General features: G+C 59.6%; 17 protein-coding genes and 1 tRNA gene. 8 read left to right on the top strand and 10 right to left on the bottom strand.

All coding sequences use genetic code 11. The features are described from left to right. Positions 1 to 130: 130 nt before the first annotated feature. The 3 genes from RD1_RS15820 to RD1_RS15810 all read left to right on the top strand — a co-directional run bounded on the left by RD1_RS15820 (position 131) and on the right by RD1_RS15810 (position 2,391). Positions 131 to 448, top strand: a complete 318-nt coding sequence (locus RD1_RS15820; RefSeq protein ID WP_011569548.1) for a DUF3489 domain-containing protein — start codon at positions 131 to 133, stop codon at positions 446 to 448. Between the two features lie 611 nt (positions 449 to 1,059). Then, positions 1,060 to 1,620, top strand: coding sequence for a hypothetical protein (locus tag RD1_RS15815; RefSeq protein ID WP_011569547.1), 561 nt, complete (start codon positions 1,060 to 1,062; stop codon positions 1,618 to 1,620). Positions 1,621 to 1,791: 171 nt separating this feature from the next. Beyond that, a complete protein-coding gene (locus tag RD1_RS15810; protein WP_011569546.1) occupies positions 1,792 to 2,391 on the top strand; it encodes a hypothetical protein in 600 nt (199 codons plus the stop codon). Positions 2,392 to 2,555: 164 nt separating this feature from the next. Here the strand turns inward: RD1_RS15810 and RD1_RS15805 are convergent. The 3 genes from RD1_RS15805 to RD1_RS15795 all read right to left on the bottom strand — a co-directional run bounded on the left by RD1_RS15805 (position 2,556) and on the right by RD1_RS15795 (position 4,432). Beyond that, positions 2,556 to 2,630, bottom strand: a tRNA-Gln gene (locus RD1_RS15805). A 100-nt stretch (positions 2,631 to 2,730) separates the two neighbouring features. Then, entirely contained in the window at positions 2,731 to 3,723 is a 993-nt protein-coding gene (locus tag RD1_RS15800) for an NADPH:quinone reductase (protein ID WP_011569545.1), read from the bottom strand. Between the two features lie 172 nt (positions 3,724 to 3,895). Continuing rightward, complete coding sequence (locus RD1_RS15795; protein WP_011569544.1) at positions 3,896 to 4,432, bottom strand: SH3 domain-containing protein; 537 nt, start codon at positions 4,430 to 4,432, stop codon at positions 3,896 to 3,898. Positions 4,433 to 4,527: 95 nt separating this feature from the next. On the opposite strand from RD1_RS15795, the gene RD1_RS15790 reads away from it, so the two are divergent. The 4 genes from RD1_RS15790 (at position 4,528) to RD1_RS15775 (ending at position 11,364) form a co-directional block, all read left to right on the top strand. Beyond that, positions 4,528 to 5,514 carry a 2-hydroxyacid dehydrogenase gene (locus RD1_RS15790; protein ID WP_011569543.1) on the top strand — a complete coding sequence of 329 codons (987 nt, stop codon included), beginning with the start codon at positions 4,528 to 4,530 and terminating at the stop codon, positions 5,512 to 5,514. Positions 5,515 to 5,543: 29 nt separating this feature from the next. After that, complete coding sequence (gene ggt, locus RD1_RS15785; protein ID WP_011569542.1) at positions 5,544 to 7,322, top strand: gamma-glutamyltransferase; 1,779 nt, start codon at positions 5,544 to 5,546, stop codon at positions 7,320 to 7,322. Between the two features lie 30 nt (positions 7,323 to 7,352). Then, positions 7,353 to 8,747 carry an FAD-binding oxidoreductase gene (locus RD1_RS15780; RefSeq protein WP_011569541.1) on the top strand — a complete coding sequence of 465 codons (1,395 nt, stop codon included), beginning with the start codon at positions 7,353 to 7,355 and terminating at the stop codon, positions 8,745 to 8,747. Positions 8,748 to 8,862: 115 nt separating this feature from the next. After that, entirely contained in the window at positions 8,863 to 11,364 is a 2,502-nt protein-coding gene (locus tag RD1_RS15775; RefSeq protein WP_011569540.1) for a GcvT family protein, read from the top strand. Here the strand turns inward: RD1_RS15775 and RD1_RS15770 are convergent. Both RD1_RS15770 and RD1_RS15765 read right to left on the bottom strand, forming a co-directional pair. Continuing rightward, complete coding sequence (locus RD1_RS15770) at positions 11,361 to 12,008, bottom strand: DUF938 domain-containing protein (protein WP_011569539.1); 648 nt, start codon at positions 12,006 to 12,008, stop codon at positions 11,361 to 11,363. The genes RD1_RS15775 and RD1_RS15770 overlap by 4 nt on opposite strands. Before the next feature lie 55 nt (positions 12,009 to 12,063). Beyond that, complete coding sequence (locus RD1_RS15765) at positions 12,064 to 13,005, bottom strand: aldo/keto reductase (RefSeq protein ID WP_011569538.1); 942 nt, start codon at positions 13,003 to 13,005, stop codon at positions 12,064 to 12,066. Between the two features lie 76 nt (positions 13,006 to 13,081). Between RD1_RS15765 and RD1_RS15760 the strand changes: the two genes are divergently transcribed. Continuing rightward, a complete protein-coding gene (locus tag RD1_RS15760) occupies positions 13,082 to 13,468 on the top strand; it encodes an ectoine synthase (protein WP_011569537.1) in 387 nt (128 codons plus the stop codon). Here the strand turns inward: RD1_RS15760 and RD1_RS15755 are convergent. The 5 genes from RD1_RS15755 to RD1_RS15735 are packed head-to-tail and all read right to left on the bottom strand — an operon-like array spanning position 13,465 to position 17,138. Next, positions 13,465 to 13,719: a hypothetical protein gene (locus RD1_RS15755; RefSeq protein WP_044033203.1), complete on the bottom strand. Its 255-nt coding sequence runs from the start codon at positions 13,717 to 13,719 to the stop codon at positions 13,465 to 13,467. The genes RD1_RS15760 and RD1_RS15755 overlap by 4 nt on opposite strands. Positions 13,720 to 13,742: 23 nt before the next feature. Next, positions 13,743 to 14,351: a glycerol-3-phosphate 1-O-acyltransferase PlsY gene (plsY, locus tag RD1_RS15750; protein ID WP_044033202.1), complete on the bottom strand. Its 609-nt coding sequence runs from the start codon at positions 14,349 to 14,351 to the stop codon at positions 13,743 to 13,745. Beyond that, complete coding sequence (pyrC, locus tag RD1_RS15745) at positions 14,351 to 15,631, bottom strand: dihydroorotase (protein ID WP_011569535.1); 1,281 nt, start codon at positions 15,629 to 15,631, stop codon at positions 14,351 to 14,353. The genes plsY and pyrC overlap by 1 nt, the downstream gene beginning before the upstream one ends. Next, positions 15,631 to 16,197 (bottom strand): hypothetical protein, encoded by a 567-nt coding sequence (locus RD1_RS15740; protein WP_011569534.1) that lies wholly within the window; start codon positions 16,195 to 16,197, stop codon positions 15,631 to 15,633. The genes pyrC and RD1_RS15740 overlap by 1 nt, the downstream gene beginning before the upstream one ends. Then, positions 16,194 to 17,138: an aspartate carbamoyltransferase catalytic subunit gene (locus RD1_RS15735; protein WP_044033201.1), complete on the bottom strand. Its 945-nt coding sequence runs from the start codon at positions 17,136 to 17,138 to the stop codon at positions 16,194 to 16,196. Before RD1_RS15735 ends, RD1_RS15740 begins: the two co-directional genes overlap by 4 nt. Between the last annotated feature and the right edge of the window lie 106 nt (positions 17,139 to 17,244).

Genomic DNA, 17,244 nt, shown 5'->3' with positions numbered 1-17,244 from the left:
GCTGGACTTTGGGGGCTGGCGGAGCGGTAGTGTCGGTGCGCGCGACGCGTGTTCGCGTGGTTTGCCTGGGATTCCCGGGCTCTGCTCGGTAGCGGCGGGGTGGTCCCGCTGATCCTCTGAGGAGATGGGTATGAGTAAATCACTGAAGAAGCGCGCCACCAAGAAAGACCAGTTGATCAGGTTGCTGGGGACGAAGGCGGGGCGTGATATCAAGGCGCTGAGCGCAAAGCTTGGCTGGCAGCAGCATACGACACGGGCGGCTTTGAGCAGGCTGCGTAAAGCGGGGTATGAGGTCGCTGCGGACGTCCCTGCATCGGGGGGTGGGACCAAGTATCGGATCGTGTCGGTACCTGCACCTGAGGTGGCTCCTGCAAAACCGTCTGAACATATGAAGGCCACCGCGCCCGCGCAAACGCCTGCATCCGAGGCGCCAACCGTTGGGGCGTGATCCGAACCCCGAGCGTCCCGCGGCATGCGCGCAGTGGGAGGCGGTCTTTGGATCGCATCCGCCGCCGTATCTGTCCGTGCCGTTTATGCAGAAGGCCATCTCTTATGAAGCGCAATGCAAGCCGCGGGGAGGCTTGCCTGCTGCGGCGCGGCGGGCTTTGAACGGGGCTTCGTATTCCACTTGCGACCGGCAGGAAGGTCATTGCGTGTATTGTAGAGCTCGTCTACGTTAAAGAGACTAAGTGCTTTTGCCACTTCGATTTATGTTGTCACAATAAAATGAATTCTCGGTGTTCTGCCGCAATTTTGATTGATACTTATTCAGTAGTGACATGAATTCATTTGCTTAATTTAACGATGAGGGGTTTTGAGTGGCAAAATTAGAAAGCGAACAGTTTGTTAACCTTGTGGAGTTATACGGTATTTGGACCGTCGCGATATTATGTGTAGTATAGAGAGTGGTTCCTCATATAGCGCCCATTTTGTCGGCGGTATTCACTGCTTACAATGATCGAAAGGACGCGGATTTGACCCACGAGCGCCATATGCTACAGTTGAAAGCAAAAATTGTTGAAGATGAGCGGCGGATCAAGGCGAGGGAGGGCGATTTAGATGTTTAGTGCAGATTTTCTTGTAAATATTGTGTTACCCATAGCACTGGTTTTCTTGTCTTTTTTTACGCCCTTGATTGCTAGAGCGGCTGAAAGAATGGAGAAGCTGGCGAAGCAACGTGCGGAACACATCGAACATTATCACAGCCATGCGATGCGTTTCATGGAGCTTACTGACGTACGCCGCGATGCCAAAATCCGTGAAGCGGTCTTTTCCACCGGTGAATTCATGATGCAAGGCACCAAGCTAATCCGGACTGTAATCGGGTTCCGATACAACAATGACAATGATAATGAGGCTGTGATGCAACGGCAGTCCAAAATAGAGATCGAGACGCTTTCAGACGACGCGGTAGACGAGTTGGGTCGAGCGTTCGCAAATGCTTTGATAGTCTCAACGTATCAATCCTTTTGGTTGGGTGGGGTGTATAGGTCAATTTTAAGATTGCTGTTCAGCGAAAATGATCCGGAGCTTAAGAGGCCGGAACGCATAGTTTACAGACTTCCTAGGTTCGCAACTAAGTCTTTCATGAAAGAGAACAACAGTGCGTTTGTCGGGTAAAAACTTGCAACAATATATTTTAACTGAAAGCCACAGAAAATCTCGTTCTCTCTGAAAGGTTGTTATGCGCCAGTGTAGGATCTCTAAATCGCCGTTAATTTGACGGAAAAAAGCTCTTCTAGAAAGTTTTCAGTCTGACTTAATCTAAACATAGTTTTCCCGCGCATATATTTGAAATCAGCGGTCTCGCCTGCCAGCGCGACTAGCTTTGCGGCTACGATTGCTTCGTCAGCTTCGGGTGCAGACATTGCCGCAAAAAGCGCCGCGCTCACGAACATCCCGACCAGTGCCACGGCGCTGCTGCGCCTTGTCGCGCGCATCGACCTGCGGCCCGGGTCGCTGACAGTCACGCTGGATCCGACCCGGCTTGCAACGCTTTGCAACGCCGCTGCGCATGCAATCGACCAAGAGACCCTCACCTTGAACGCCCCCTTCCTGATGCGCAAACGCGGTGTGGAAACCAGGCTGATCTTGCAGGATACCCCGGTCGATCCGGACCAGACCCTGATCCGCAATATCGCCAAAGCCCACCAATGGTATCAACAGGTTAAGGCAGGACATAGGCTGTCCGACATCGCGCGCGATGCGGGCACTTCGAGCCGCCGCATCCAGCACATGATCGACCTTGCCTTCCTCGCGCCCGATCTGGTGGGCCAGGTCCTTGCAGGGACGCAGCCGGCCGGATTTACCTCTGACTGGTTCAAACAGCACGGCCTGCCCGGCGACTGGCAGGACCAGCGCGATCTTATCGCGACTCTCACGCATCGCTGAAACGGACAGTGCGACCGCGAAAAACCCGATCCCAGACGACAGGGCAGTTCACGGACAGAACCATGACACACAACGGTCTGCACCAATGCCAGGATCCCACAACCCACTGAAATAACGCCACTATCCAAATGGACATACGCACCGTCTGCATTCAAGGGGGTGGTTGGCTGGGATGGTAGGATTCGAACCTACGGTACACTGTACCAAAAACAGTTGCCTTACCACTTGGCTACATCCCAACGTGAGCGGTAATTAAAACGATGCAGGGCGACGTGCAAGTCCCGTTTTTGACAAAAATTGATGTGATCTGTTAATTCCTGCCGAAACCGCGTCTTTGTGTCAGCGGGTGACGTCAATGAGGATCGCGCCTTCGCGTCCGCCCGCTTCGACTGCCTGATGCGCGCGCGCCGTTTGCGCCAATGTGTAGATTTCTGCGGTTGGGCAGCGCAGCGCACCAGCCGACAGCGCGGCCAGCAAATGGGCGGTTGCCTCGGCGCGCTCATCAGGTTTCAGTATGTAAATCAATGCGATGTCTATTGTGACGGCCTTGAACAGCAAGGGTCCAAAGGGAATCGCGGGCGTCATGTTTTTCGCGGAGCCATAGACCGATAAGGTGCCGTTTTCCGCTATGATCGCGGCATTGGTTTCGATGTTTTCTCCGAATTCGACATCTATGATCCGGTGGTATTGCTGCCCGTCGTTCATGGCCAGCAAGTCTTGCGCGAGGCTTGGGGCATTATAATCGACGACGCTGTCGGCACCTGCTTTCCGGCAGCGTTCAAAACCCGCTGGACTGGCGGTTGCAATCACGCGTGCCCCGCCCCATTTCGCCAGTTGCACGGCGAGGTGGCCAACAGTGCCGTTTGCGCCGTGGATCAAAAGCGACTGGCCGCGAATGCTGCCGCCGCCAAACACGGTATGGGCGGCTGTGAGGCCGGGGATGCCCAGACTTGCGCCGGTTTGCAGGTCGACCCCGGCGGGCAGGGTGACGGCCTGTTGTGCATCAAGGGTGATGGCCTCGGCAGCTGTGCCCAAAGCGCGGTTGAACTGTCCGTTCCAAATCCAGACGGAGTCGCCGATGCGGGCAGGGTCCACGCCTTCGCCAACGGCGACGATGGTGCCTGACCCGTCATTATGCGGACAAATCTGGTCGTAGGGCAGTTTGTTCTCACCCGGGCGCGCACCGGCCCGCCGCTTGATGTCTGACGGGTTCACGGCTGAATAGGCCAGTTCAACCTGTACTTCGCCGGGTCCCGGCGGCTGCCTGGGCAGGTCACTCAAGGCAAGGACCTCATCGGCGGGTCCGTAGCGGTTATATGTGATGGCGCGCATTTTCAGTCCCTCGGTCAGCTTGCACGAAACGATGCCGTGTCACGTCGCGGGCTGCAAGGCCATGTCTGACCCAAAGGACCTGAGGGAGTACCACAAAATCGCTTTTCACCTGATGCGTCGGCATCCACGGTTTCACACAGCATTGGGTGCTTCAGGTTTTGCGGATGACGCATCAATCGCGCAGCTCGTCAGGGCGAACACCCCAAAGCGATGTCTTGGGGCTCCATCCGCGAAATCCGCCTGAACGCAACTGGCACCAGTCCGGGTTGCATTTTCCCAGCCGCGCAATCACACCCGCTTCCAGCCGCGCGTTAACCGGCGCTTCGGCGTTTGGGCGGCTGTGAATGGTCAGCGTTTCCTCGACGATGACGGTGCGCACCCCGGACAGCAGCGAATAGTGGATCCAGCCGCCTTGCCCGTCGCGGTCCTCCACCCGGCGCCAGTGGCCGTGCTCTGCGACGATGCGCAGCGGCATGTCGCGGCGTTTGAACACCCAGTCGATGCGATGGGTCAGTGAGGGCCCGCGCCTGACGTTCGCCTCTGACGCTTTCATCGAGACATAACGCGGCATCGGCAAATTCGTGACCGGCCCGGTTGTCGCCACATCACTCTCGGTTGCGCGCGCAAAGGACACGCTCCCGCAGGCGCACAGCAGCACAAGGCAGCTGATACGCAGATACTCGATAATGGGTCGGCCCGTATTCTGCATTTTGCTCTTTTGCTTGCGACAGGTTCTTGTGCCTCGTCGTCAGTTCCGCCACCATGACAAAAAAATGGCCCTGCGCCAAGTCCGTGGAGATCAAAATGTCAAAGTCCAAATTGAGTGTTGTCGTCACACGACGCTTGCCCGAAGAGGTCGAAACGCGCCTGTGCGAACTGTTCGACGTGCAGTTGCGTCAAGATGACAAGCCGATGGAGCGCAGCGAACTGGTGGAGGCCATCAAAACGGCGGATGTACTTGTGCCCACGGTGACCGATGACATTGATTCTGCGCTGATTGCGAATGCGGGGGACAGGCTCAAACTGATTGCGAATTATGGCGCGGGGGTGGATCATATTGATGTGGCGACCGCCCGGCAGCGCGGCATTCTGGTATCCAACACGCCAGGGGTGCTGGCGGATGACACTGCTGATATGACCATGGCCCTGATCCTTGCGGTGCTGCGTCGTGTGCCCGAGGGGCTGTCTGTGATGCAAAGCGGTGCATGGGATGGCTGGGCACCCAATGCCTATCTGGGGGGGCGCGTCGGGGGGCGGCGACTGGGCATTCTCGGCATGGGGCGGATCGGGCAGGCGGTTGCGCGCCGCGCTGTGGCTTTCGGCATGCAGGTGCACTACCACAATCGCCGGCGGCTGAGACCGGAAGTCGAAGCGGAGCTGCAGGCGACCTATTGGGACAGCCTTGATCAGATGGTTGCGCGGATGGATGTGATTTCGGTGAACTGTCCTGCGACGCCTTCGACGTTTCATCTGATGAATGCGCGCCGTCTGCAACTGATGAAACCCGAAGCGGTCATCGTGAATACCTCGCGTGGGGAGGTCATCGACGAAAACGCGCTGACGCGGATGCTGCGAAGTGATGCGATTGCGGGTGCGGGGCTGGATGTCTATGAGCGTGGAACTCAGGTCAACCCGCGTTTGCGCAAACTGAACAACGTCGTTCTGTTGCCGCATATGGGATCAGCCACCCGCGAAGGGCGCGCCGAGATGGGCGAAAAGGTCATCATCAACATCAAGACTTTTGACGATGGGCATCGCCCCCCTGATCAGGTCGTGCCTTCTATGCTATAGGGGCTATGTCCAGCGTTGGGAGGAACGCGATGAAACCAGTTATTTTTGCACTCGCCTTGGGATGTGCCACCAGCGTGTCGGCGCAGCAGGCGGCGGATGCGGTGGCACCCGAGGCCGCGACGCAGGGCACGTTTGCTGCCATGTCCCCTGAAATCGCGGCGTCATTTGCAGCCAAGGCCGACCGCCGTCCGGTAGAGGCATCGAACTGGATGGTGGCCGCGGCCAATCCATGGGCGGTGCAGGCAGGTGCCGATGTTCTGGCGCGCGGTGGCACGGCTGCGGATGCGCTGGTTGCCGTTCAGGCGATGCTGGGGCTGGTTGAACCTCAATCCTCGGGGTTGGGGGGCGGGGCGTTTCTGGTCTATTACGACGCGGCGTCTGGCAGCCTGACCACCTTGGATGGCCGCGAAACGGCGCCACTGGCCGCCACGCCACGGCTTTTTCAGGATGAAGACGGGGAACCTCTGGGCTTTTTCGATGCCGTTGTGGGCGGCTTGTCTGTTGGGACGCCGGGCACGCCTGCGTTGATGCAGGAAGCGCATGAACGCTGGGGTTCGCTGCTATGGGCGGACCTTCTGGCCCCGGCGATTGATCTGGCCGAACAGGGGTTTCCGGTTTCGCCGCGCCTTGCCGGGCTGGTCGCTGCTGATCAGGAACGGCTGGCGCGCTTTGAAACGACGGCCAGCTATTTCCTGCCCGGCGGTGCACCGATTGCCGTGGGCGACACGCTCATCAACCCCGATTACGCAGATACCCTGCGCGAAATGGCCACCGGCGGGGCGGCGGCATTTTACACCGGCAGCATCGCGGCGGATATCGTGCAAACGGTCCAGAACGCGCCGGGCAACCCGGGTGTGTTATCCACGCTTGATCTCAGCATCTATGCCGTCAAGGAACGAGCGCCGGTATGTGTCGAATACCGCGCGCATGACGTCTGCGGGATGGGGCCGCCCTCGTCCGGGGCGCTGACGGTCGGGCAAATTCTGGGCATGCTGCAACCCTATGACCTCAGCGCGGGCCCCAATGATGCGACGGTGAGGCGGTTGATTGGGGACGCCTCGCGCCTCGCCTTTGCAGATCGCGGTCGCTACATGGCCGACAGCGATTATGTCCCTGTTCCGGTTGCGGGCCTTGTTGCGCCTGAATATCTCGCATCGCGCGCCGCCCTTCTGGACGGTGATATGGCGCTGCGCGATGTCGCCCCCGGCAACCCCGAATTTGACCATGCGCTGAATTGGGCGGATGACGCCTCGCTCGAACTGCCTTCCACATCGCATTTCGTGATCGTGGACACGCAGGGCAATGTCGCCTCCATGACCACGACAATTGAAAATGCATTCGGCAGCAGGCTGATGGTGCGCGGATTTCTGTTGAACAATGAACTCACGGATTTCTCCTTTCGCAGCCATGTGGACGGCGTGCCCATTGCCAATCGCGTGGAACCGGGCAAACGGCCCAGATCTTCCATGGCCCCGACCATCGTCATGCAGGACGGCGCACCGGTTCTCGCCATCGGCAGTCCGGGGGGCAGCCGGATCATCGGCTATGTCGCACAAAGCATCATCGCCCATCTCGATTGGGGCATGGATGTGCAGCAAGCGGTCTCTGTGCCGCATGCCGTGAACCGTTTCGGGACCTATGATCTTGAAGAAGGAACCGCGGCCGAAAGGTTGAGCGACCCGCTCACGGCTCTGGGGTTTGAGGTCGGCACGCGCGCGCTGACCTCGGGTCTGCATGCTATTTCCATCGGGCCCTCTTTGCTGGGCGGGGCGGATCCGCGCCGCGAGGGGATCGCGTTGGGACAATGAAACAGCGGCTGACAAAAGAGGCAAGCTGATATGCAACACGTAAAACTGCCCCGCAACGAACAGGGGATCGAGACGGCTCTGGCGGTGCTGAAGCAGAAATTCGGGGATCGGGTCCAAACCGGGACCTCCATTCGCGAGCAACACGGCCACACCACCACATGGATCGAAAACCAGCCGCCCGATGGCGTGGTCTTTGCCCACTCCACGGCCGAAGTTGCCGATATTGTCACGATTTGCAGCGCGCATGAGGTGCCCGTTATTGCCTATGGCACCGGCACTTCGCTTGAGGGGCACCTGAATGCGCCAGCCGGTGGCATTTCGATTGACGTCAGCCAGATGGACAAGGTTCTGGCGGTCAACGCGGGCGATCTGGATTGTCGCGTACAACCCGGTGTCACGCGGGAAGACCTCAACACGTATCTGCGCGACAGGGGGCTGTTCTTTCCGATTGATCCAGGGGCGAATGCCTCACTGGGCGGGATGGCTGCGACCAATGCCTCGGGCACCAATGCGGTGCGTTATGGCACGATGAAGGACAACGTGTTGTCGCTTGAAGCGGTCATGCCGGATGGCCGCATTATCAAGACCGGGACACGGGCGCGCAAATCTTCGGCGGGCTATGATCTGACGCGGCTGCTGGTCGGCTCCGAAGGGACGCTTTGCATCATTACCGAAATCACGCTGCGGTTGCAGGGTATCCCCGAAGCGATCAGGTCGGCGCATTGTTCCTTTCCTACGGTGGACGCCGCTTGCCAGACGGTCATGGCGGTCATCCAGTATGGGCTGCCGGTTGCACGGATCGAATTGCTCGACGAGGTGATGGTCAAGGCCATCAACCCTTACGCGCGCCTTGGCCTGCCGGAAACGCCCCTTTTGCTGCTGGAATTCCACGGCACTGAGGCGAGCGTCGCCGAACAATCGGAGATTTTTGCGGCCCTGTCAGAAGAGCATGGTGGCAACGGATATAAGGCGACCGAGACAACCGAGGAGCGCAACAAGCTATGGAAGGCCCGGCACGAAGCCTATTGGGCCATGTTGCAGTATCGTCCGGGGACGCATGGTGTGGCCACGGATGTCTGCGTGCCGATCTCCAAACTGGCGGAATGTGTGCGGGCATCGCAGGTGCGCGCGTCGGAACTCGGTCTGATCGTACCCATCGTCGGCCATGTGGGCGACGGGAATTTTCACGCGACACCATTGGTCGATATGTCCGACCCGGATGAAATCGAACGCGCCGCGCGTTTTGTGTCGTGGTTGAATGAGCTGGCGATTTCGATGGATGGCACCTGTACGGGCGAGCATGGGATCGGACAGGGTAAGATGCCCTATCTCGTCAAGGAACTGGGGGAGGCCACGGATTTCATGTCCGACATCAAGCGCGCGCTCGACCCCAAGGGCATCATGAACCCCGGCAAGATATTTTAGCACCCGCGCGCGGCTGTAATGTCGCTTTCCCGCGATTTCCGGTCGGGCGTGTTTGGCGCTGCTTTGTTCCCTGCTGTAATTCTGTCGCCAGATCGACAGCAGGGAGTCGCGCGTCATGAAAACCCAAGTCAAAGCACTGGTTGTCGGGGGCGGTGCCGTCGGCACGTCCATTGCCTATCACCTCGCCCGCGCGGGCTGGGACGATGTGATGCTGCTGGAACGCGACGAGTTGACATCAGGTTCGACATGGCATGCGGCGGGCCTCTTGCCCTATTTCAACATGTCCTTTGCGACCACCCACATCCATGATTATTCGATCCGGTTTTACAAGACGTTGGAAGAGGAAACCGGGCTGAATGCAGGCTTTGCCGTGGTGGGCAACCTGCGCATGGCACAGACGCAGGAACGGATGGATGAATACATGCTCTATGCCTCCACCGCTGAAACCTGCGGCGTGCCTTACCAGTGGATGACGCCTGACGAGATCAAGGCAAAATGGCCGCTGATCCGGACGGATGACCTCAAGGGCGCGCTCTATCACCATACGGATGGCTACATTAACCCTGCCGATGTCACGATGGCGATGGCCAAGGGCGCGCGCCAACGGGGCGTGGCGATTGAACGCAAATGGCAGGCGGATGCCTTTCACTGGACCGGCAACCATTGGGAAGTGACCGCTACCAAGATGGTGGAAAAGGGCGGCAATCTCGTGCCCTCGGACGAACAGGTCGTGATTACGGCAGAACATGTGGTGACGGCTTCGGGCAACCATGCGCAGCGCACGGCACAAATGCTCGGCATCAAGATCCCCGCGATCCCCGTTGAGCATCAGTTTATCGTCATGGATAAGGACCCCGATCTGGTGAAATTCCGCGCCGAGGGGCATGTCGAACACCCGGTGATCCGTGATGCGGATGCGCAATCCTATGTGCGTGAGGAACGCGGCGGCTGGATTTTGGGCGTGTACGAGCAAAACGCGCCTGCGCGGTTCGAATATGGCGTGCCTGACAGCTTCCGGGCGGATCTGTTTCAACTCGACCTTGAGCGGATCGAAGAGCAATATCTTGCCATGATCCACCGTATTCCGTCCTGCGAAGAAAGCGGTCTCAAGGATGATTTCAACGGCCCGATCTGCTACACGCCGGATGGCAATCCGCTGGTCGGACCCGCACCGGGCTTGCGCAACATGTGGCTGGCCGAAGGGTTTTCGTTCGGGATCACGGCGGCGGGCGGCACGGGCTATTACCTTGCGCAAATGATGGTCGAGGGCGAAGCCGAGATCGACATGGCGAGCCTTGATCCCAAACGCTACGGCGATTGGATGACCACGGAATTTGCCGCCCGCAAGAACGAAGAATGCTACAGCCACGTCTATATCCTGCACCACCCGGATGAAGAACGCCCGGCCTGTCGCCCCTTGCGCACCTCGCCCGCCTACGACCGGCAAGCCGCGCGCGGCGCGCAATTCGGCTGGGTGAACGGTTGGGAGCGCCCGAATTATTTCGGCCCGCTGGATGCGCCTGAAAGTTTCGATCACGATGCGCGGTCATTCCGGCGCGGCGGTTGGTGGCAATACGCCGTGGACGAGGCCAAGGCGATCCGCGAGGGCGTGGGCCTGATTGATGCCACCGCCTTTACCAAACATCTGCTCAAAGGGCCGGGGGCGACGCAGTTTCTTGACTGGTTCACCTGCAACAAATTGCCCAAAGTGGGGCGGATCAACCTGACCTATGCGCTGACAGGTCACGGGACGACACGCACGGAATATACCATCGTGCGTCTGGGTGAGGATGAGTATTACCTCGTCTCCGCAGGGGCCTGGACGGCTTATGACGCGGATTACCTGCGCAAGGCGATTGAGGATAAAGCGCCCGAGTTTGGCTATATCGAATGCCATGACGTGACCACGCAGTGGGGTGTTTTTGCCATCGCCGGGCCGAAATCACGCGATGTGTTGAACGCGCTGGTCAAGGACGCGGAGCCGTCCACGGTGCTGTCCAACAAGCGCTTTCCGTGGCTGAGCATGCGCAACATTGAGTTGGGCATGTGCCCTGTGCGCGCAATCCGCGTCGCCTATACCGGGGAATTGGGCTGGGAGTTGCACCACCCGATCGAGATGCAGAATTACCTGTTTGATCAGCTTGAAAAGGCCGGTGAAGAGCACGGTATGAAACTGGTGGGCGCGCGGGCGCAAAACTGGCTGCGGCAGGAGAAATCCTATCGTGCCTTCGGCACAGAGCTTGGCCGCGACGCCACCCCGCTGGAGGCGGACCTGCCGCGTTTCATTGACCTGAGCAAGGAGTTCCATGGCAAAGCACGCCTTGAAGAAACCGGTGTGCGCTCAATATGCGTGACACTGCTGATTGATGGCCCGCCGGATGCGGACCCCTGGGGGCGTGAGGCGCTTTATCATGGGGACACGCGGGTGGGGCGGCTTACGTCCGGCGGCTATTCCGTGGCTTTCGGTAAATCCATCGGCATGGGCTATGTCAACCCTGATCTGGCCGTTCCCGGCACCCGGCTCAAGGTGAAGATGCTGGACCAGTTGTGGGATGCCGAGATAACCGAAGACAGCCCCTATGACCCCCGAAACGAACGCATCCGTATGGATGGTTAGACCTCGGCGATGAAGGCAAGGTTGTTGGCGGGCATCTCGACACGCGTCACAGAAGTTGCACCCGCGCTTGTCAGCCAGCGCTCGACATCGGCGTCGTTCTTATAGCCGATGTCGGGGTTTGCGGTGCTCAGCTGGTGGTGAAAGCGGGCATCGCCGTCACTGATGAGGGCACCGTTTCTTTTGAACGGGCCGTAAAGGACGAAGCGTCCACCGGGCACCAGTGCTGCAAGCGCGCCCGCAACGGCCATTTGCGCGGCTGCGTCGTCGATCAGATGCAGCAGGTTGATGAGCACGACAAGCTGCTTGCCGCCCACCGCGTCCGCCCAATCTGCGCGCGTGACATCAAGATGGCGCGGCGTGCGCAGATTGGGCAACCGGGCCTCGCGCGCATAGGCGGAAATGCTGGCGATCCGCTCGGCGTCCACCTCACTTGGATGCCAGATCAAACCGGGAAAGCGCTGCGCAAAATGGATGATATGCTGTCCGGTGCCACTGGCGATTTCCAACGCATGCCCCGTTTTGGGCGCGTGATCGTGCAGCAAATCGCCCAAGGCTTGCGCGTTGCGCTCAGCGGCGGGGGCGTGCAGTTTTGCGCCAGACGCGGGCGTCGCGACACTGGCAGTGGCGGGCAGTTTTTTCATCATGGTGTTCGGCGGATGGCAGGCGTATCGCTTGTGTCAATCGAGCGCGCAAACCCCTTCATGCCTGCTGTTCCTCGATCCTGTCGGTCGCGGGGGGCGGTGTCGGGGTAAGCGCGCGCATCCGGTTGTAAAGATCGGGCGTCAGCTTGGTGTCAATCGCTGCAAGCGAGGGCGCAAGCTGCGTGGTCGAGCGTGCTGATATGATTGGCGTCGGCCCCATCGGATGTGCGGCAGCCCAGGCGACTGCGAGTGTTGCCGGATGCATCCCTTCGGCGGCGGCAATCCTGCCGAGGTCTTCTGCAGCGCTGTGCATCCAATCCTGACCATATCGCGTGGCATAGCGTTCATCCTCGCTAAGCCGACCTGAACCGCCGCTGGCGTATTTGCCGGTCAGCAACCCGCCGCCAAGCGGGGAATAGGGTGCGCAGGCCACACCCTGATCGGCGCACATGGGCAGGATTTCAACCTCCGCCTGACGCTTCACGAGGCTGTACATGGGTTGCAGAATATCTACCCGCAGATCGAACCGCGCGGCCACGGCGATGGCTTTCATCACTTGCCATGCTGCAAAATTTGACACGCCGACATAGCGGATGTGTCCTTTGGCCTTTATCTGTGCCAGCGTCTCGAAACTTTCGTTCAGGTCGGTGTCCGGGTCAAACCGGTGCAGATAAAGCACATCAACCATATCGAGGTTCAAGCGCTGGCGTGAGACTTCGAAGCTGCTCAGAATATTGTCGCGCCCGGCCCCGCCCGCATAGGCGACTTTGGTCGCGATGATCAGATCATCGCGCTGATCGGCGATCATCTCGCCCAGCAGTTTTTCCGATGCACCCCCCGTATAAAGATGTGCGGTGTCGAAATGAGTGATGCCCTTCGCGCGGCAGGCATCAAACATGTCCCGCGACGCTGTGGCATCTGCAGCGCCGCCAAATTGCATGGTGCCAAAGGCGAGGCGACTGGCGGGGGTGCCGTTCGGGCTGGTCAGGTGATTTTTCATGTCAAAAGAAGTGGCACGCAGACTGCGCGCATGCAACGTTCAAACGTGAAGAGATAAACGCAAACAGGGGCGAAAAATGATTGTTGTCGATAAAAACGACCTGCTTGGGACTGCGCGCGATGCGGCGGGTCCGGGCTGGAGCAGCCTGCGGCTTTTGGTGAAATCTGACGGTATGGGATTTTCCATGACCGAGACCAAAGTGATGCCGGGCACGGTTCTGGACCTCGAATACAAGCACCACATTGAGGCGTGTTATTGCCTTTCGGGCAGCGGTCGCATCGTCGAAACGGATACCGGGGTGGAGCATGTGATTACGCCGGGTGTTCTTTATGCACCCAACGCGCATGATGCGCATCAGGTCATCGTCGAAGGGGACGTGCCCTTTCACCTCATCTGCGTGTTTTCGCCTGCCTTGCAGGGGGATGAGGTGCATGGGCCGGATGGCAGCTATGCCAGTAGTTAATCGGGCGGATGATCTGGCACAAAACCCGTTACAAAGGCGGTCACTTTGACGTCGCTCATTTCGCAAGGGCGCAGCTTGGGGCCCGACGCAGGATTGTAGAGGTTGAGGCTGATATAATCTGCGCCGCCCAATTCTTCGGCAACCAGTTTCAGAGACTTGCCTGCGCTGAAAACCGATTTTGTGGTGACATAGCGCCGCCCCTCGAAAGTGCCGTAACATGTGCCAGTCGGCAGCCGTTCCAACGCGCGCATAAAAGCTGCGAGGTCGCCTTGCGTCACTTTTTCTGGCCGATTTTGGGCTCTGTCCCCGTTCTGATCCGCGCGATATTGCCGCGATGGCGCCAGAAGATAAGTGCGCCCAACAGGATCAGCAAAACAACCGCACCGGGAAACCCAAGCAGGAACGCCAGCGGCACGGCAGCAACTGAAGCGACCAGCGCGCCCATGGACGAAATGCGCGTTGCAAATGCGCCCGCAAGCCACGCCAGACAGCACCCGACACCGACCGGGAAGGCCAGCGCGAGTACGATGCCCAGAAAAGTCGCAACCCCTTTGCCCCCCGCAAAACGCAGCCAGACCGGATAGCAGTGACCGATCATGGCCATCAGCCCTGCGATCTGCGCGAGGTCTTCCCCTCCTGCGGCGCGCGCGGCCAGAACCGCCACGACTCCCTTGCCCCCGTCCAGAACCAGCGTGAGCGCTGCGGCAAGTTTGTTCCCGGTGCGCAGGACGTTGGTTGCGCCGATGTTGCCAGATCCGATGTCGCGCAGATTGCCCAGCCCCATGACCTTGGCCAGTACCATGCCAAACGGGATCGACCCCAAAAGATAACCGATAACGCCCCAAAGAGCGAGCGCGGGCAGGGTGCTTTCAATCAACGGCATCAGCTTCTTTCATAGACGCGCTGTCCCGCGACATAGGTCGCAAGCACGCGGCCCTGCATGCGCGCGCCGTCAAATGGTGTGTTGCGGGATTTTGACCGTAGCGTCGTGCGGTCCATCAAGAACGGTGCGTCGGGGTCAAACAGCACAAGGTCCGCAGGTGCGCCTGCTGCCAGACGCCCGCTGTCGAGGCCCAGCCGTTTTGCGGGGTTGAGCGACATGGCGCGCCAGAGCGTCGGCAGGTCAATCAGATCCGCATGATAAAGCCGCATCGCCGCAGGCAAGAGCGTTTCAAGGGCCACCGCCCCTGACGCGGCTTCTTCAAAGGGCAGGCGCTTGCTTTCCTCATCCTGCGGGGTGTGCATCGAGGAGATCACGTCAATCAACCCGCTGCGCACGGCATCAGCCACGGCGAGGCGATCGGTTTCATCGCGCAGTGGCGGTTTCAGTTTGAAGAACGTCCGGTAATCCGCCACATCCAGCGCGTTCAGCGTCAAATGGTGGATCGAGGTGCCAGCGGTCACGTCATGGCCGTTCTGCTTGGCCCGCTCCAACGCGGGAAGCGCGCGCGCGCAGGTGATCTGATCCGCATGGTATCGCGCGCCCGTCATCTCGACCAGGGCGATGTCCCGGTCGAGCGCCATGCGTTCGGCCATGGGAGATACCGCCGGCAACCCCCTGAGAGAGGCAAATTTCCCGGAGGTCGCCGCAGCGCCCGCACTCAGGCCCGGATCCTGCGGGTGTGCAATGACCAGAGCGCCAAGCGAGCGCGCATAGCTGAGCGCGCGCGACAGAACTTTGGTATCAGTGACCACACGGTCGCAATCGGTAAAGGCGACCGCGCCTGCGTCCATCAGAAAACCGATTTCGGTCATTTCGCGGCCCGCACGCCCTTTTGTCAGGGCGGCCATGGGCAGGACGTTCACGGCGGCGGCCTGATTGGCCCGCCGGGTGACGAATTCAAGCGCCTCAGGGCTGTCAATGGCCGGTGTCGTGTCGGGTCGCGTGACCATCGTCGTCACACCGCCTGCCGCCGCCGCCAGCCCGGCGGAGCGGTAGCTTTCCTTATGCCGTTCACCGGGTTCACAGACCTTGACGCCGATATCGACAATCCCCGGAGCGAGATGTTTGAGGTTGCAATCCACCGTTTCGCCGCCCGGCCGCTCGTCCCTGTCGAGCCGCTGTGAGATCCTGCCATTTTCGATGCGCAGACCACCGATGGAAATGCTGCCGGTTTCAGAATCAACCAGCCGCGCATTCACGAGGTTGAGCGGTTTCATCATCAGCTTCCCACCCAGAGCATCAAGCCGACCACGCCAAAGGCGACCAGCAGCGCGAGGGTTGCAATCCTGCCGGACATGGCCGCATCGGAGGGGCGTTTCTTGACGGGCGGATCCTCTGGCGGGTCCTGATTTGGTGCCGCCGAGGGCGTGCGCAGGTCCACACCGCCCGTCCAGTTCGTGCCTTCCTGAGGGTAGGAAGCGATCAGTGTCAACTCCGGCGCAGGCGTGATTTTCTGTGCCACGCCGCCAAAGGCAGAGGAATAAACGACCATGACCCAGCCATCCAGCGCCGCCAGCTTGCTGCGGTCTTGCTCAAGTGCGGAAGGCAGGGCACCGGCACCCTCCTGCAGGTATTCCGCGAGCGACATTTCGGACAAATCCGCAACCGTAAACACCTCCACATGCTGCAGGTTCAGTGCCCGGGCCCCGAGTGCTGCGTTCAGCGCGCTTGCGGCGTTGTCTGATCCGGCACCATCGCGCAGGGCCTTGGCATCCTGATCCGACATCGACAGGGCAAAAACCCGGATCACGCCGCTTTCCAGTGCCGGGATTGATAGGGTGGTCATTCAGCACCTCGCGTTAGTCTTAGGTTTTGAGACAGCAGATCCATCGCGGCCATGCGCACTGCGACACCCATTTCGACCTGATCCTGGATGACGCTGCGGTTGATGTCATCGGCCAGCGTCCCGTCAATCTCAACGCCCCTGTTCATGGGGCCGGGGTGCATGATGATCGCATCCGGTTTGGCGTTGGACAGCTTATCCGCATCCAGCCCGAAGCGGTGGTAGTATTCACGTTCAGAGGGGATGAACCCGCCATCCATACGTTCTTTTTGCAGACGCAGCATCATCACCACATCGACGTCTTTCAGGCCCGCGTTCATATCGTTGAACACCTCGACGCCGAACTCGGAAATACCGCTGGGCATCAGGGTCGGCGGGCCGATCAGACGTATGCGGTTTTCCATCTTGCCCAGCAGCATGATGTTGGAGCGCGCCACGCGGCTGTGCGCAATATCGCCACAGATCGCGATGGACAGGCGATGCAAGCGCCCCTTGGCACGCCGGATCGTCAGCGCATCCAGCAGGGCCTGCGTCGGGTGTTCATGGCGCCCATCGCCCGCGTTCAGTACGGCACAGTTCACTTTTTGCGCCAAGAGATCCACAGCACCCGATTGCGGGTGCCGCACCACCAGCAAATCAGGGTGCATCGCATTCAGGGTGAGCGCGGTGTCAATCAGCGTTTCGCCCTTTTTGACCGAACTGGCCTGCATCGCCATGTTCATCACATCCGCGCCAAGCCGCTTGCCCGCGATCTCGAAACTCGCCTGCGTGCGGGTCGAATTTTCGAAGAACATGTTGATTTGCGTCAGACCCTTGAGGGCATCGGCGTGTTTGTCGGGCTGTCGGTTCAGCGCTGCGTATTTGTCCGCCAGATCAAGCAGAGTATTGATCTCTTCCGGGCGAAGAGCCTCGATACCAAGCAGGTGTCGGTGCGGAAATGTCATGGGCCAACCTATTGCGATTTTCCACCTTATAGGCAGGGGTTGTGCCATCGGCAAGGTGCTGACGCCAATGTGCAACTGGCTGTTTAGTTCGCGTGATGGGGCGCGT

The sequence above is a fragment of the Roseobacter denitrificans OCh 114 genome (genome assembly GCF_000014045.1).
GTDB lineage: Bacteria > Pseudomonadota > Alphaproteobacteria > Rhodobacterales > Rhodobacteraceae > Roseobacter > Roseobacter denitrificans.
This window is presented reverse-complemented; position numbering and strand designations above follow the sequence as displayed.